Origin of the sequence: Desulfonatronospira sp. MSAO_Bac3, assembly GCF_003838035.1 — a bacterium.
GTDB classification, from domain to species: domain Bacteria; phylum Desulfobacterota; class Desulfovibrionia; order Desulfovibrionales; family Desulfonatronovibrionaceae; genus Desulfonatronospira; species Desulfonatronospira thiodismutans.
This window is the reverse complement of the sequence record NZ_QYZY01000387.1, coordinates 1-14,017: the sequence shown is the minus strand read 5'-3', so window position 1 is coordinate 14,017 and position 14,017 is coordinate 1. Positions and strand designations below refer to the sequence as shown.

Annotated in this window: 12 protein-coding genes and 1 tRNA gene; 2 read left to right on the top strand and 11 right to left on the bottom strand. The window is 53.4% G+C overall.

All coding sequences use genetic code 11. The annotated features are described in order from the left end of the window. The 6 genes from D5S03_RS13555 to D5S03_RS13530 form a co-directional block, all read right to left on the bottom strand. Nucleotides 1–1,023, bottom strand: a 1,023-nt coding sequence (locus tag D5S03_RS13555) for an RNA ligase (RefSeq protein WP_287044451.1), incomplete at its 3' end; no start/stop codon positions are given. Next, complete coding sequence (locus tag D5S03_RS13550; RefSeq protein ID WP_008869971.1) at nucleotides 998–1,612, bottom strand: RNA ligase partner protein; 615 nt, start codon at nucleotides 1,610–1,612, stop codon at nucleotides 998–1,000. The genes D5S03_RS13550 and D5S03_RS13555, both read right to left, overlap by 26 nt. A gap of 289 nt (nucleotides 1,613–1,901) precedes the next feature. After that, a tRNA-Leu gene (locus D5S03_RS13545) sits at nucleotides 1,902–1,987 on the bottom strand. Nucleotides 1,988–2,014: 27 nt separating this feature from the next. Continuing rightward, nucleotides 2,015–2,368 carry a preprotein translocase subunit SecG gene (gene secG, locus D5S03_RS13540; protein ID WP_008869970.1) on the bottom strand — a complete coding sequence of 118 codons (354 nt, stop codon included), beginning with the start codon at nucleotides 2,366–2,368 and terminating at the stop codon, nucleotides 2,015–2,017. Nucleotides 2,369–2,386: 18 nt separating this feature from the next. After that, nucleotides 2,387–3,142, bottom strand: coding sequence for a triose-phosphate isomerase (tpiA, locus tag D5S03_RS13535; RefSeq protein ID WP_008869969.1), 756 nt, complete (start codon nucleotides 3,140–3,142; stop codon nucleotides 2,387–2,389). Between the two features lie 12 nt (nucleotides 3,143–3,154). Beyond that, on the bottom strand, nucleotides 3,155–4,339 hold the full coding sequence (locus tag D5S03_RS13530) for a phosphoglycerate kinase (RefSeq protein WP_008869968.1): 1,185 nt from the start codon (nucleotides 4,337–4,339) through the stop codon (nucleotides 3,155–3,157). 785 nt (nucleotides 4,340–5,124) lie between these two features. Here D5S03_RS13530 and D5S03_RS13525 point away from each other — a divergent pair. Then, a complete protein-coding gene (locus D5S03_RS13525; RefSeq protein ID WP_287044449.1) occupies nucleotides 5,125–6,636 on the top strand; it encodes a sensor histidine kinase in 1,512 nt (503 codons plus the stop codon). Between the two features lie 253 nt (nucleotides 6,637–6,889). Here D5S03_RS13525 and D5S03_RS13520 read toward each other — a convergent pair whose 3' ends face one another. Beyond that, on the bottom strand, nucleotides 6,890–8,095 hold the full coding sequence (locus D5S03_RS13520) for a class I SAM-dependent methyltransferase (protein ID WP_287044447.1): 1,206 nt from the start codon (nucleotides 8,093–8,095) through the stop codon (nucleotides 6,890–6,892). 376 nt (nucleotides 8,096–8,471) lie between these two features. Between D5S03_RS13520 and D5S03_RS13515 the strand changes: the two genes are divergently transcribed. Then, the gene (locus D5S03_RS13515) at nucleotides 8,472–8,990 is read left to right on the top strand and encodes an NUDIX hydrolase (RefSeq protein ID WP_008869964.1); all 519 of its coding nucleotides are present in this window, start codon (nucleotides 8,472–8,474) and stop codon (nucleotides 8,988–8,990) included. Between the two features lie 187 nt (nucleotides 8,991–9,177). Here D5S03_RS13515 and D5S03_RS13510 read toward each other — a convergent pair whose 3' ends face one another. The 4 genes from D5S03_RS13510 to D5S03_RS13495 all read right to left on the bottom strand — a co-directional run bounded on the left by D5S03_RS13510 (nucleotide 9,178) and on the right by D5S03_RS13495 (nucleotide 13,698). Beyond that, the gene (locus tag D5S03_RS13510; protein ID WP_008869963.1) at nucleotides 9,178–10,203 is read right to left on the bottom strand and encodes a rod shape-determining protein; all 1,026 of its coding nucleotides are present in this window, start codon (nucleotides 10,201–10,203) and stop codon (nucleotides 9,178–9,180) included. Nucleotides 10,204–10,229: 26 nt separating this feature from the next. Further along, nucleotides 10,230–11,186: a GAF domain-containing protein gene (locus D5S03_RS13505; protein WP_287044446.1), complete on the bottom strand. Its 957-nt coding sequence runs from the start codon at nucleotides 11,184–11,186 to the stop codon at nucleotides 10,230–10,232. A gap of 417 nt (nucleotides 11,187–11,603) precedes the next feature. Beyond that, nucleotides 11,604–12,893 (bottom strand): phosphopyruvate hydratase, encoded by a 1,290-nt coding sequence (eno, locus tag D5S03_RS13500; RefSeq protein WP_008869961.1) that lies wholly within the window; start codon nucleotides 12,891–12,893, stop codon nucleotides 11,604–11,606. 16 nt (nucleotides 12,894–12,909) lie between these two features. After that, nucleotides 12,910–13,698 carry a type III pantothenate kinase gene (locus D5S03_RS13495; RefSeq protein WP_008869960.1) on the bottom strand — a complete coding sequence of 263 codons (789 nt, stop codon included), beginning with the start codon at nucleotides 13,696–13,698 and terminating at the stop codon, nucleotides 12,910–12,912. Between the last annotated feature and the right edge of the window lie 319 nt (nucleotides 13,699–14,017).

The window sequence follows — 14,017 nt, the reverse complement described above, 5'->3', positions numbered from 1 at the left end:
CCTGGCAAAGCGCACCTTGAGCATTTCCCTGCCCCGGACATGCTGCCAGGATGTTTCCAGCGTCCTGATTTTGATCTGGCTTATGAGCATGCTGAGCAAGGACTGCCAGGTGTTACGGCTGGACAGATATACGGTGTATTCTTCCCTGGCACCCTGGTAATTCTCTGATACTGGAATGCCGTCCATAAATGCCCGCCCCAGCTTCCGGGAGTATTCGTCCTTATCCAGGCCGAGCTCCTGAACAAAATAAACAACCCGCATGTATCGGCTCTGAAAAAAACCCATATCCAGATCAAACCCGACCTCGAGGCCGTCCTTGATATCCTGGATATCGCATTCCGGAGTGACAAACTTCATCCGCCTGGAGGAATCGGGTGACTTGAGCACTACGCCCTCCTTGCCCCGGGAGTTGAGGTCGCGAAGAAGAGCATAAAGTTCTTCACCCTGCAACGCATTAAAGGTGCCCAGTTCTTTCACTGCCGGCAGTCCATATTCACGCAGCAGTTCTTCTTTGGTGGATACAGGCAAAAAGGTGCCGTCGGGCTTGCAGACCTCAAATACAAAGAAATGGGCTCCCGGAGACAGATCAACGCCGCGCTGGCGGTTGTAAGGGTTATCCCCTAGAACCTCCCCGCACAGATAGTGCCCGGGATAATCTCTGAAAAAACCATCCAGATCGTATTCTTCAGCCCATATACCGGCCCATTCGGTGCTGAAAGGGCAGATAAAGCCTCCCCTGGTGGCGGCCAGAAGTCGTCCTGCATGGCTGAATACACGCAGATTGTATCCGTCCAGCTTTTCTTCGGCCTTAAAGGAATCGTTTTTGAAAAGCCTTTTGATTCCGGCATGCAGGTGGTAAGTCCTTTTGATGTGCGGAAACCCTGTTATGCTTCTGCCTGGACGGCTCTGATCCTCATTATATAGATGTACCGTGCCCCGGGGGAAGGAACTGTCCTTTCTCTGCCTGGAATAAACCAGTCCGTTGTATTCATTGTGTTCAATTCCTTGATCCTGGTCGAGCAAAGTCATCCTCCTTCATGACGCCCTGACAGTAGTGGACAAAATCCAGAGCGTTGAAAACCTCCAGACCCAGATCTGAAGCCATACTGCAGATACCCTGGTCTTCGGTGAGAACCAGTCCCTGAACTTCCCTGGCCATAAGCACTACCTCCAGGTCTTCTGTACTGTCCAGAATTCCGCTGCGCAGGGCTTCACGGTAATGCTGCCGAACCCAGCGGATGTTTTCCGGGAGGTTATCCCTTTCAATGGCCTTTTCCGCTACCTGCAGGCCCTTGTTCACCCTTTGGCGCAGCTTGTGGATAAAGGCATGGAATATGGCCGCCGGGACCTGAAGATTGTACAGGTCGGGATTGCGGACAACGGCAAGAATACGCAGTCCTGTCAATTCCTTTGCCGGCACAAAGTTGGAGAGCTCTTTGAAAACCGAAGAAGGAATATAAAGCTCAAAACCGCATTCCTGGACCAGAAAACATATCTTTTTAATGGCTGAGGGCAGATCTTCTCCGAAATACTGCCTGGATTCAGGATTGGTCAGTATGCTTGTGTCCAGAACAACCCTGCTCCGGCTGGATTTTATGTCCTTTTCTGTCATGTTCTGTTTCATCCTCAAAAAATAAAATGACCATGCCGGGTGTCAAGAAGGGCTTACAAAAGGCCAGTAATCAACACCGAGGACCCCCTGAATGGTTACAATCTGCCAGGGCGGGAAAGGTCAGCATGACAGACTGCTCCAGGCTCAAAACTTCTGCACGGCTTTGATGCAGGTTTGACTAAGGCCAGAACCGGCAGCACCCAAAAAATAAGCCCGGACAGGATGCCCGGGCTTAAGCTCTGAATTTATTGACTTTATTAATTCAGTCTGACTCGACTGGACTTGTTGATGGTGCCGAAGGGGGGATTCGAACCCCCACGGGCGGTGCCCACTACCCCCTCAAGATAGCGTGTCTACCTGTTCCACCACTTCGGCGTGTATCGATTTAAAAAGCTGCAGGGATCACTGACTGGAAACCGGGCCTGATGTCTCCCTTCCGTCTTCACTGTCCGGTCTCATGCTCTGCAGAGGAAAATCCCGGGAACTTTCCTCCTCATGTTGCTGCACAATTTCACTGGGTTGAGTCTCATGCTGCTTGGCGGTCATATATGTAAAAGTAAGGGATGTGCAAAAAAATATGATGGCCACCGCTACCGTCAGCTTGGCCAGGATTCCGCCTGCGCCGCCGCTTCCGAAGAGACTTCCGCCGCCTCCCCCGAATATGACTCCCATGCCCTGCTGCCCGGACTGCAGCAGAACCAGGACCACCAGGACCACGCAGGATATAAGATGCAGAGTTACAATCAATGTCTGCAAGGAACTACCTCCATATGCTTACGCAAGTACTATTTGCGAAAATTTATCAGCGTTTAAGCTTGCACCACCTACCAGAACCCCTTCTACATTGTCAAGGGATATTATGGAAGCGGTATTTTCCGGCTTGACGCTGCCGCCGTAGAGAATGCGGATTGCCTCCCCCTGCTTGAGAATACCTTTGAGCTTTTCCCGGACCAGGTCGTGGGCTTCCTGTATCTCCGGGGGGCCGGCGGTTTCACCGGTGCCTATGGCCCAGACAGGTTCGTAAGCCACTGCCAGGTGCTCTGCCGAAATACCCGTGGAAATATGCTTGAGCCCATGTTCCAGTTGGGCATGAAGCACCTCCTGTACCTGTCCATGCTTGCGCTCCTGCAGAGTCTCGCCTATGCACAGGATGACCTTCAGTCCCTTCTGAAGGCCGAAGGCCACTTTTGAAGCGAGGAAGTCATCTTTTTCCCCGAGTACATGCCTGCGCTCCGAGTGCCCGACAAGGGCATAGCTGCAGCCGGCATCCAGGAGCTGGTCCGGGTTTATTTCGCCGGTAAAGGCTCCCTGCTCAGCTGGATAAAAATCCTGCCCGCCCAGATAAAAGCCTTCCTGCTGCATGAGCATCTCGCTGACCCCCCGCAGAGCGGTAAATGGCGGGCAGAGCAAGACTTCCCGGTCATCGGGCAGGTCGTTTCTGACGGCTACCACCAGCTCCCTGGCGGTCTGCCTGGCTTCCTCCCAGGTTTTGAACATCTTCCAGTTGGCGGCCATGAGTTTTTTGGGCATACCTTACTCCTTCTATTTGCTGCTGCACTCTTCCAGGGCCTTGAAGCCGGGGAGAGTCTTGCCTTCGAGAAATTCCATGAAAGATCCGCCCCCGGTGGAGATAAAGCTGAATTTGTCCTGCAGCATCAGTTCGTGGATCAGGGAGTCGGTATCCCCGCCACCGACCATGGTGGTGGCCTTCAGCCCGGAGACCAGCTCCGCGATATTTCTGGAACCCTGGGAAAAGGGGCGGTTTTCAAATGCGCCCATGGGGCCGTTCCAGATAACAGTGCTGGCCTTGTGCAGGACTTCGGAGAAAAGGGTGCATGTGGCAGGTCCTATATCCAGGGCCATGAGATGCCCAGGTATTCCCTGGAAAGGGCAGACCCCCTCTGCTGATTCAGCATCAGGACCCTCACCCAGCATGAAATCCACGGGCAGGTAAAACTGCACCTTGTTCTCTATGGCTTTCTGCATGATTTCCCGGGCCTTGTCCAGGAGATCATCCTCCACTTTTGAAGTGCCCACTGAATAACCCTGAGCCTTGATAAAAGTGTTGGCCATGGCCCCGCCGATGAGCATGGTATCCACTTTGTGCATGAGGTTTTCCAGGACCCCCAGCTTGGAGGATACCTTGGCTCCCCCGGCTATAAGCACGAATGGCCTGGCCGGATCGCCAACCTTGGAAAGATATTCCCATTCTTTTTTTAGAAGCAGTCCCCCTGAGCAGGAAGGTGCGTGCCGGGTTACCCCCACCACCGAAGCATGAGCCCTGTGACTCACACCAAAGGCGTCATTGACGTAAATATCACCCATCCTGGCCAGTTCTCGGCTGAATTCATCGTCGTTTTTTTCTTCGCCGGGGTGAAAGCGCAGGTTCTCCAGCATGAGTATCTGCCCCGGTTCAAGGGAGCGCACCATTTCCAGAGCCTTTTCCCCGATGCAGTCCGGAGCCAGGGCAACGTCTCTGCCCAGGATGGCACTTAGCCTCTCTGCAGCAGGTGCCAGGGACAGCTCTGACCTGACCTGGCCCTTGGGCTTGCCCAGGTGGGAGCAGAGCACAATCCTGGCATTCTGGCGCAAAGCATATTCAATGGTGGGAATAGAAGCCTGGATCCTGGAATCGTCCTGAACCCGGCCGTCTTTTAAAGGAACATTGTAGTCCACCCGCATAAGGATTGTTTTCCCGGAAACATCCAGATCGTCAATAAATTGCATTTTCCACTCCTTGGCTTTATTCATCAACTGTCAATCTAATCAGCGTTTATTTTAAAAAAATAAAACATTCTGCCGCAGAATTCAACATGCAGAAATGACAAAAGTCTTAAAACTACAGCGCAACCTGTTTTTTTAAAATCCGGGGACTGCCCCGCATCGTAACCCTTCAGGGTAGCAGGAAGCATGCAAAGCATCCTGAGTGACAGGCAGGAAAATCTTTCCAGAACTCTTTATGCTTAAAAACCGTGTGTGCGGAGCACCCGCCTGCCCGCTAAAATTCCGCAGGACAGCAAAGCGCATTTTAGTCGGGTGTGAAGCTGAAGGCTTCCCGTGCCGGAGAAGATTTTTTTGGCACGGGCAACTTCGTTGCACATCCCAGTGAAACCAGCTACGCTGAAACTACGTTTGTTTCACGGGACAGGCGGGCGGCTTTGCCGCTCACGGTTGCGGAGTACGCATCAAGTCTATCCTCTGTGGCGATTGCAGACACCCACCCCCGAATGGTTACCCGCACCTGCCATACCCCCGGATGCAGGAATTGATTTTTTCCTTGTATTCTGGCAGACGGTCTTTTTGGCGGTTTTAAAAAGTATAAATAAAAGCTGGAGTCAGGCAGGTTCAAAGACCTGCATCAGCTCATGAGCGCTCAACTCCACCAGTCTGTACCCGGGTTTAAAATCAGGGCAGGCGTGCCCGGAAAAAACGGCAACGCCCCTGCAGGCTGATATGTAAACGAATTATCCAGACCATGGCTTGAGCATGGCTGGGCAGTTCTCGGAGAAAAAATGCACCAGCACAACCCCGGTTCCCTGAGCCAGGATCAGCAGGATCTGATCAGGTTTTACCAGGACACCATTGAACAGGCTCCCATAGGAATTTTCACCGTCACTCCTGATGGACGCTATCTTACAGCCAATACCACCCTGGCCAGGATGCACGGCTTCAACACCTCTGAAGAGCTCATCACTGCGGTAAATGATATCGCCTCCCAAGTTTACGTCTATCCTGAAGAAAGGGAAGAATTCAAGCGGGTCCTGGAGAGCCGCGGAGAGGTCAAAAATTACGAGTCCCTTTTCAGACGCCCTGATGGCAGCATGTTCTGGGTATCCAGGAATGTGCGCGCAGTCAGGGATGAAAAGGGTGATGTCATCTATTATCAGGGCTTTGTCACGGACATTACCGCTAAAAAAGATGCTGAGGTCAGGCTACAGGAAAGGGTCAAGGAGCAGCAGTGTCTTTATCAAATTTCCAGTGCCTTTAAAAAGGATACCACCCTGGATACGTTCCTGCAGCAGGCAGTGGAAGCCATACCCCCGGGATGGCAGTACCCCGAAGACACTGCCGCCCGCATAACTTTCGGGGGGAAAGTATTTTCTACTCCAGGCTTCCAGGAAACCCCGTGGCAGATGAGCGTTGAATTCACCACTGGGGCTCAGACCCTGGGGGATATAACCGTGGCCTACCTGCAGGAAAAACCCCGCGCTGACCACGGACCTTTTCTCCAGGAAGAGTGGAGGCTTTTGCATGCAATAGCCAGGCACCTGGGGGGAATAACTGGCAGAGTGCTGGCTGAGCAGGAAATAAACCGTAAAAATGAACAATTGCAGCAGTTGCTGGATGAAAAGGACAGGTTCTTTTCCATAATTGCCCATGACCTAAGGTCTCCTCTCACAGGAGTTATGGGGTTTACCCGCATGCTGGCTGAAGAAGTGGATCAGTTCTCCCAGCAGGATCTAAGGGAAGTGGCTGAAGAGATGCACAAGGCCACAGAAAATCTGCAGGACCTTCTGGAAAACCTGCTGCAATGGGCCAGCATACAGAAAGGGGCCATTGAATGTGAACCTGAAGATGTCTCCCTTGCCGGTGCAGCGGATAAAAGCATACGCATGGTCAAGACACCCGCCGGGAACAAGGATATCAGCATTGAGTCCGAAGTTGATTCCGGTTTGATGGTTTACGCAGACAGGCGTATGCTGGACACGGTAATTAGAAACCTTCTGTCCAATGCAGTCAAATTCACCCCTGCCGGGGGACGAATCAGGATCTCGGCAGAAATAGAAAACTCCGAGTGCAGTGTACACGTAGAAGACACCGGCACTGGAATGGACGAACAGACCCTGTCCGGGCTGTTTGTCCTGGACAGAACCACTTCCAGAAAAGGCACCGGGGGAGAAAAGGGAACCGGCCTGGGACTTTTGCTCTGTAAGGAATTTGTTGAAATGCAGGGCGGAAAAATCCGGGTAAACAGTACACCCGGTAAGGGCAGCACCTTTAGCTTTACAGTGCCCCTGGCTTGACCCTGATAAAAGACCAGCTGTTTTTCTGCATATCAACCATGAAGAGCATCCCGATGAAATCCAGCTGAGCTGGACCCAGCACTCACTTTCCCATTATTTTGCTTATGCTGAGACCAAAATCTTTAAAGTGAGTGCTGGGTATTTCATGGGACAGGTGAAGGGCATGTAGTTCAAGACCCGAAGGTTTTTTCCCTGAGATCTTCATGCCCTTCTTGGTGCAACCTTTCAACCTGGGTTGCGGACATGGCCCGCCTTAGATCTTTCGTCCCTTGACCACATAAACCGGGTCGCTGACCCAGGTCTGCCCGGTGTGGGGGTCATCCTCCGGACGCCACCAGTTGCGGATACTTATGCTTTCCAGGTCCTTGAAACTATTGGTCTGCAGCAAAAGATCCAGGACGAATCCGCTTCTTTCAAATTCGTGCAGTTCCTGCCACAGGCGGACAACCTTGGGAGGAAACCATCGGTTGGAAAAGCCCGCCATGAATATCCCCCCGGACCTCAAGACCCTGGCCACCTCCCGGGCAACGGCCCAGGGACTGGTCAGATACTCCACGGACAGGCTGCACAGGACAGCATCATACGATTCATCGTTAAATGGTAGTTCCTGGTACCGGTTCAGGTCGTGAACCACGTGAGAATCCAGAACCGGGTTGGCCTGCATTTCCTCCGGATTCAGGCCCAGGCCGGTCACCTGGAGCTGCATGTCCTGCGGCACGTGGGAGGTTACACTGCTCATGAGATCCAGGACCTTCATATCCGGCTCAAGTTCCCGGGCATACTCTCCGGCCAGAAAACCACGGGCCCGGGCATCTATATGGTCAATAAAGCGCGGGGAAGAATTAAACCGGGCATCGTCCATGGAGTCGTTTCTCTCAAATCCATGGGCATGGGCGAATTGCGTGGGGGCATTCCCCGTCCTGGCCTGCATTCCAGGGCCGCTGCCCAGGATTTCTTCCATCCAGTGATTCATCCTCCCCCCGATCTCGCATTCCTTGGTGGCCAGGTCTTCCAGCCTGGCCCTTACTTCCACATTGTAGTCGCTTAAGGGATGTGCGCAGTCAACTCTTAATTCTTTTTCGTCCAGGGCAGTTATGCGGCAGGGCCGCATATCCGTACTGAAAAAACCAGCTCCGGCAAGCATACCCCTGGGGTAAAACCGGCCCCTGGCCGGCTCTACATTCCGGCCAAGGAACTCGCGGCGCATAAAATTCTGCGGCCTGGTGGACAGAATATCCTGTCCGGAGCGGGCGGGCACAGCCTCTCCAGGCCGGCACGAAACAACCGCCTCGCCCCCCGCTGGCTGCCCCATGAGAGCCTCTTTCAAGTCTGCCGGGAAAATATCGCGCCACATGTTAGCCTTCCTGGCCATGAAATGCTCACGATGCACGGCCTCGGGGCTGCTCCACCTGATTTCAAAGTTGATTGCCGCCAGACAGTCCATATCCAGTCTTTTCATTCTCTCCTTCTTTGCTCACCCTGAATTGGGTTCAGAGGTTAAACATTTTGCTACCTGCAAACCATTTCACTATTGATAATTAATACAATCAGCACCTGCGTCAATATCACTTTCAAAAAGATAATGGATCATCCCGGATCAGCATCCTTCTGAACCGGGCCAAAAACCTCAATGCACCTGTTGTCTTTAGTTTTGACCAATAGCTGCCTGCACAAAAAAACACCCGAGCTCCTCACTGTCCTCTGTCATCTCCAGGAAGGCTGCGGTCAAAAGCCGGGTGACAGTTGTGCACGACAGGTGTACTATCAGGTATAGCTCTTCCTGAAAAGGGATGGATCCTGTGGTCTGATGCAAACAGAAAACAGAAAGGACCAGCATGCTTTCTACGACAACAAGCCGGAATATTCTGGAAGTGGTGGATGGAAAAAATCGCCCCCTGGGTGTTTTCCCGGAAAGCCAGGTGCACTTTCACGGTCTGCACCACCGGTCCGTAGCCGTGGCCCTCTATGACCGGCAAGGCCTGATATACCTTCAAAAACGAACTGAGTCCGAACCACCCTACTGTGGCAGGTGGGATCTGCCGGCCTCAGGGCATGTACTGGCAGGGGAAGCGGTGCAGGAAGCAGCCAGCAGGGAACTAAGGGAGAGAACCGGTCTCAGGCTGGCTGGCTTCAGGCTGGTATCCCTTGTAGACGGCCGCAGGGAAACAAACTACGAGTTTGTATATGTCTTCAACGCTGGAAGGATCCGTAAGTTAAGGGTCTTAAGCCTTAAAAAAAACCGGGATGGCCTGCTCCTGGACTCCCGGGAGCTTTCCATGCTTATCCAGGAGAACCCGGAGACCGTGACCCCCTGGCTGGTCTACCTCTGGAGACTTGGACTTTTTTTCAGGTAAGCTCTGAATACATCACGACAAACAGGTTAACACTACAGCGAAACTTATTTATTGACCTCCGGGGACTATCCCGCACCTACTTGGGAATGATTTCATGAAATCACTAAATCTTGTTGAGAAATCAAGTAGGTGCGGGACTGTCCCCAGTTTAGACAGGTTGAAAAATTTTATAAGTTTCGCTGTAGTGCTAATTAATAAAAACGTAAGAATACTTTTTTTCCTGGGTCAGGGCCTTTCCCGTGCCCCTGAGTACAGTGGTCAGGGGCTCCTCGTCCACCTGCACCCTTACCTGGACCTCTTTGCTTATGAGCTGGTCCAGCCCCTTGAGCAGGGCGCCGCCTCCAGCCAGAAGAATGCCATTGTCAGCAATATCGGAAACCAGTTCCGGCGGAGTCTTCTCCATGGCCTGATGCACGGCGTGGACAATGGCCCGCACAGGCTCCTGTATAGCCTCGCGTACCTGTGCGTCGTTTATCTCCACTGCTGCCGGGTTGCCGTCCACGATTCTCTTGCCCTGCACCCTGAAGGTCATGGGTTCCGGCGGGGGATAAGCCGTGCCTATGTTCATTTTGATATTTTCCGCCATGTTCTCCCCCACCAGGAGCTGAAACTCTTCCTGGATAAAACGCTGAATGGCCTCGTTCATCTCGTCTCCGGCCACCCGGACAGACTCGGAATAAGCCACTGCAGACAGGGAAATCACTGCCACTTCTGTGGTCCCGCCTCCTATGTCCACAACCAGGTTGCCCAGGGGCTCCTCGATGCTCATGCCTGCTCCGATGGCTGCCGCCATGGGCTCTTCCACCAGCCTCACCTCCCGGGCCCCGGACTGCAGCCCGGACTCGATGACCGCCCTTTTCTCCACCTGAGTTATACCGGTGGGAACGCAGATGACCATTTTGGGTTTGACCAGGTTGAACCCGTGGATAACCTTCTTGATGAAAAAGGAGATCATGGCATTGGTGACTTCGAAATCTGCGATGACCCCGTCCTTCATGGGTCTTATAGCCACTATTCTCTGGGGGGTGCGTCCCAGAAACTCCTTGGCTTCACGGCCTACGGCAAGCACTTTGCCGTCCCTGGAATCCAGGGCCACCACAGAAGGTTCATTGAGGACAATACCGTCCCTGGGTGTATACATCAAAGTATTGGCTGTACCCAGGTCCATGGCCAGGCTCTTGCCGAAGAGGGAAAACAGCTTGGAAATAAACATCAACAGGCCTCACTAAGGATTAATGTTCAGCTTACGCGGCTTTTGAGATACAGGTTTTCCAGGAACAGACCCAGGTAATCGCCAACCATGTATACAAATCCCTTTAACTCTTCATCTATGGGCAGGGCCCCGGTATCAGCCAGTACCAGAAGTCCCCTGGTCTTTCTGTGCACCACCAGGGGCAGGCAGATAACCGACTTGAACTGCTTGGCAGGGACTTCCTTGCCGAAAAGAGGCAGGCCCGCCGGTCCTTCATGCAGGCCGGAAAAAACCGGTGAACCGTGCTTAAAGGCCCACCCCAGCAGCCCGGAATCGATATTGAACTTGTGTTCCTTCAGGTTGACCCTGGGCAGTATCTCCTGCTGCAGGCCCTCAATAAAGTAGCCTTCCCCCCGTTCATCCCTGGCCGCCATGAAACAGTGGGAAAAACCGGTGGATTGACTGAGCAGTTCCAGGAGCTGCTGCAGAAAGGATCTCCACTTAGGCACCCTTTGCCTCAGTTCCTGGATAAGGGCCAGGTATCTGTAATATTCCCGGCTCTTAAGGCTGTGATCCGCCTGCATCAAGCCCTGGCGGATATCCTGGACAAGCTGGGCGAACTGATAAAGGATTTTTTGATCCTTGTCACTGAAAGAATAGGTTTTTTTGCTGTCCACGCAGAGCACTCCCGCCTCCTGGGGCAGGGGACAACCCATGAATGCCTTGATCTTGGACTCGCTCTCCCTCGGGTAATAACCAAGACAGCCCTCGTCCCGGTCGAAGTTGTTTATCAGCAGGGGCTTGTCGTTTTTGGCGATCCACCCCACCAGGCCGGTCCCTGTTTTGATCTCGTACCCGGTACTTATGGAATCGCCCAGGCTGAAGCTTGCAGCTATCCGGCAAATATCCCGGCCCGGATCACGCAGAAAAAGGACAGTGGAATAGCCGTCAAAAACACTGCATACCAGTCCCAGTATCCTGCTTAGCCATTTATCATTGTTCATCGGGGGATATTTTCCATTTTGAGCTTTGCATTCAGGCATAAACACGCCTTTTTCTCTTTTGACAGGCAGTGCAAGGGGAAAAAGGCAGAAAGAGCAAGCGCAGCGCTATTTAGAAAAGCTGAGAGGCCCAGGTAGTTGTTGTCTGGTGTAGAGGTCCATTATACTCAGTACCTTTCAGGAAAGCCTGTCTTTATGCGGCACCATGCGGCATGCACCACGCTGAAATAATGCGCCTGGTTCTGTAGAGAAGGCCCATGGGTTCTGCATCCGGAAAGAACAGTCTTGCGGATGCAGGGTGGCAGCTGCAAAGAGACGTAAACAAGCACCAGGCCTTAATGCCTGAATTTCAGTACTGTCTGCTTGCAGCCTGCCACTCTAAACGCCACTCGTGCCGCACGCCCGCAAGTCACTGTCTGGTTATTCCTTGCCGAACCACTGCAGGGCGATGGCCGGGCCGAAGTAAATGGCCTGCTCTTCCAGTTCCTCCTCGATGCGCAGTAGCTGGTTGTACTTGGCCAGGCGGTCGCTTCTGCTGGCGGAGCCGGTTTTGATCTGACCGGCGTTTACTGCAACCGCCAGGTCGGCGATGAAAGAATCCTCTGTCTCCCCGGAGCGGTGGGAAATGACTGTGGAATAGGCGGATGACTTGGCCATCTCTATGGTGTCCATGGTTTCGGTCAGTGTCCCTATCTGGTTGAGCTTGATGAGAATGGAGTTGCCCACCCCGGTGGTGATGCCTTCGGCCAGAATGGAGGGGTTGGTGACAAAGATGTCGTCTCCTACTATCTGCAGGGTGTCCTCGGCCATGGAGGTGAACTTGCGCCAGCCTTCCCAGTCGCTTTCAGCCAGCCCGTCTTCTATGCTTATAAGGGGGAACTTCTTGGCCAGCTCCTGATAGTAATCGATTATTTCATCCGAGGTGAGAATTTTGTTTTCCCCGGTGAGATGATATTTGCCGTCCCGGTAGAATTCCGAGGCTGCAGCGTCTATGGCCAGCGCGATTTCCGATCCAGGCTGATATCCGGCTTCCTCAATGGCCTTTATTATGTATTCAAAGGCCTGGGCATTGCTTTTGAAATTGGGGGCGAAACCTCCCTCATCCCCCACTGTGGTGGATAAGCCATCCCTGGATAGAAGCTTTTTCAGGGTATGAAAGGTCTCGGCACCCATGCGCAGGGCATCGGAGAATGTGCTGGCACCCAGGGGCATGACCATGAACTCCTGAATGTCCAGATTGTTGGCTGCGTGGGCACCGCCGTTTATAATGTTCATCTGGGGCACCGGGAGGACCTTGGAATTGATCCCGCCGATATACTGATACAGGGGCAGGCCTGTGTAGGTGGCCGCGGCCCGGGCAACGGCCATGGAGACCCCCAGGATGGCGTTGGCCCCAAGCTTGGACTTGTTTTCAGAGCCGTCCAGGTCGATCATGAACTCATCGATCTCCACCTGGCGCAGGGCATCCATGCCGATGAGATCGCCGGCAATGTCCTCGGTTACGTGTTTTACGGCCAGGGATACGCCCTTGCCCCCATAGGCCTTTTCGCCGTCTCTTAGTTCCAGGGCTTCGCGGGAGCCGGTGGAAGCACCCGAGGGAACTGCCGCCCGTCCGATGATGCCGGATTCCAGAACCACCTCAACTTCTATGGTGGGGTTGCCCCTTGAATCAAGTATCTGCCTGGCCAGGATATCAGAAATTACGCTCATGTCTTTACTCCTTGGGTTATAAAATTTTACTGTCTATTGCTGTAAACATCAGTCCCTGAAGCAACAGGGCCGGATGTATTTTGTCCACGCTTGTGCAAAAAGGGGTCACGGCGGCTGCTCCTCCGCCTGTGGCCACTGCCATGGTATCTGCGGGCATGAGCTCTTTGAGTCCTGAGATGAGCCCGTCGGTCATGGCGGCTAAACCGAAAACCGTCCCCTGGGCCAGCCCCCGGGTGGTGCTTCGGCATATTTCCAGGGTATCTCCGGCCTCTTCCGTGGAGAACCAGGGCAGCCTGGCCGTTAGTGTGCTGAGGGACTGCACCGAAGAAAAAATACCGGGACAGATAAGTCCTCCACTATAGTCTTTTTTTATGATGCAGTCAAAAGTTGTGGCGGTTCCGAAATCCACCACGATTATCCCTTCACCCGGATATATCCTGCGGGCGGCAAAAGCGCTCACTAAGCGGTCCGCGCCCAGTTCTCCCGGGTTTTGGTAGCGGTTGTTTATGTCCGGATGCAGGTCTCCGGGTACCTGGTACACCTCTGAGCTGCAGATTTTTTTTCCTGCGCGCTTTATTACCGGATTCAGGCGCGGCACTACAGATGCTGCAAGCCAGGCATGAATATCCTGAGGTTTTACCTGCTCCTGCTCAAAAAAGGCAAGGATTTTCAGTCCCAGAGAGTCCGAGGTCTCCCGTATGTCTGTGGGCAGCTCAAAAGAGGGCCCAAGGCCTTTTTTTCCGGCCAGGGCCAGTTTGATGCTGGAATTGCCCGCATCCACCAGCAGGCACTTGTATAAGGACAAGACCCAGTTTCCTCCGGGGTTGAAGTTTGTAGAAAAAAGCCGGTCCGTTTAAAGCCGGAACAGGGGATCAGGCCGGCCCAAGTGGACCAGTGCTGCAGCAAAAGTATATTTAGGCTGAATATAAACTGACCGGGATTTAGTCAAATGCTTTAGTGGCTCACTTCTGGAAAAGATCCAGCCAGTGGGCCGTTTTCGTCCCCCGGGGAGCGGTGGAGGCCAGCTGCATCATGCAGCCCGCGCATTCGGTAAGACACAGGTCTGATGCCTGGGGGGACAGATGCTCCCACAGGTCATGGGCCACCTGCAGGCTAAGCCTGGG

What these genes read in the sequence shown, in the direction of transcription:
- D5S03_RS13550 (WP_008869971.1), bottom strand. Translation starts at nt 1,612, where the DNA reads ATGACAGAAAAGGACATAAAATCCAGCCGGAGCAGGGTTGTTCTGGAC.
- tpiA (WP_008869969.1), bottom strand. Translation starts at nt 3,142, where the DNA reads ATGCCCAAAAAACTCATGGCCGCCAACTGGAAGATGTTCAAAACCTGG.
- D5S03_RS13530 (WP_008869968.1), bottom strand. Translation starts at nt 4,339, where the DNA reads ATGCAATTTATTGACGATCTGGATGTTTCCGGGAAAACAATCCTTATG.
- D5S03_RS13525 (WP_287044449.1), top strand. Translation starts at nt 5,125, where the DNA reads ATGCACCAGCACAACCCCGGTTCCCTGAGCCAGGATCAGCAGGATCTG.
- D5S03_RS13520 (WP_287044447.1), bottom strand. Translation starts at nt 8,095, where the DNA reads ATGAAAAGACTGGATATGGACTGTCTGGCGGCAATCAACTTTGAAATC.
- D5S03_RS13515 (WP_008869964.1), top strand. Translation starts at nt 8,472, where the DNA reads ATGCTTTCTACGACAACAAGCCGGAATATTCTGGAAGTGGTGGATGGA.
- D5S03_RS13510 (WP_008869963.1), bottom strand. Translation starts at nt 10,203, where the DNA reads ATGTTTATTTCCAAGCTGTTTTCCCTCTTCGGCAAGAGCCTGGCCATG.
- D5S03_RS13505 (WP_287044446.1), bottom strand. Translation starts at nt 11,186, where the DNA reads ATGAACAATGATAAATGGCTAAGCAGGATACTGGGACTGGTATGCAGT.
- eno (WP_008869961.1), bottom strand. Translation starts at nt 12,893, where the DNA reads ATGAGCGTAATTTCTGATATCCTGGCCAGGCAGATACTTGATTCAAGG.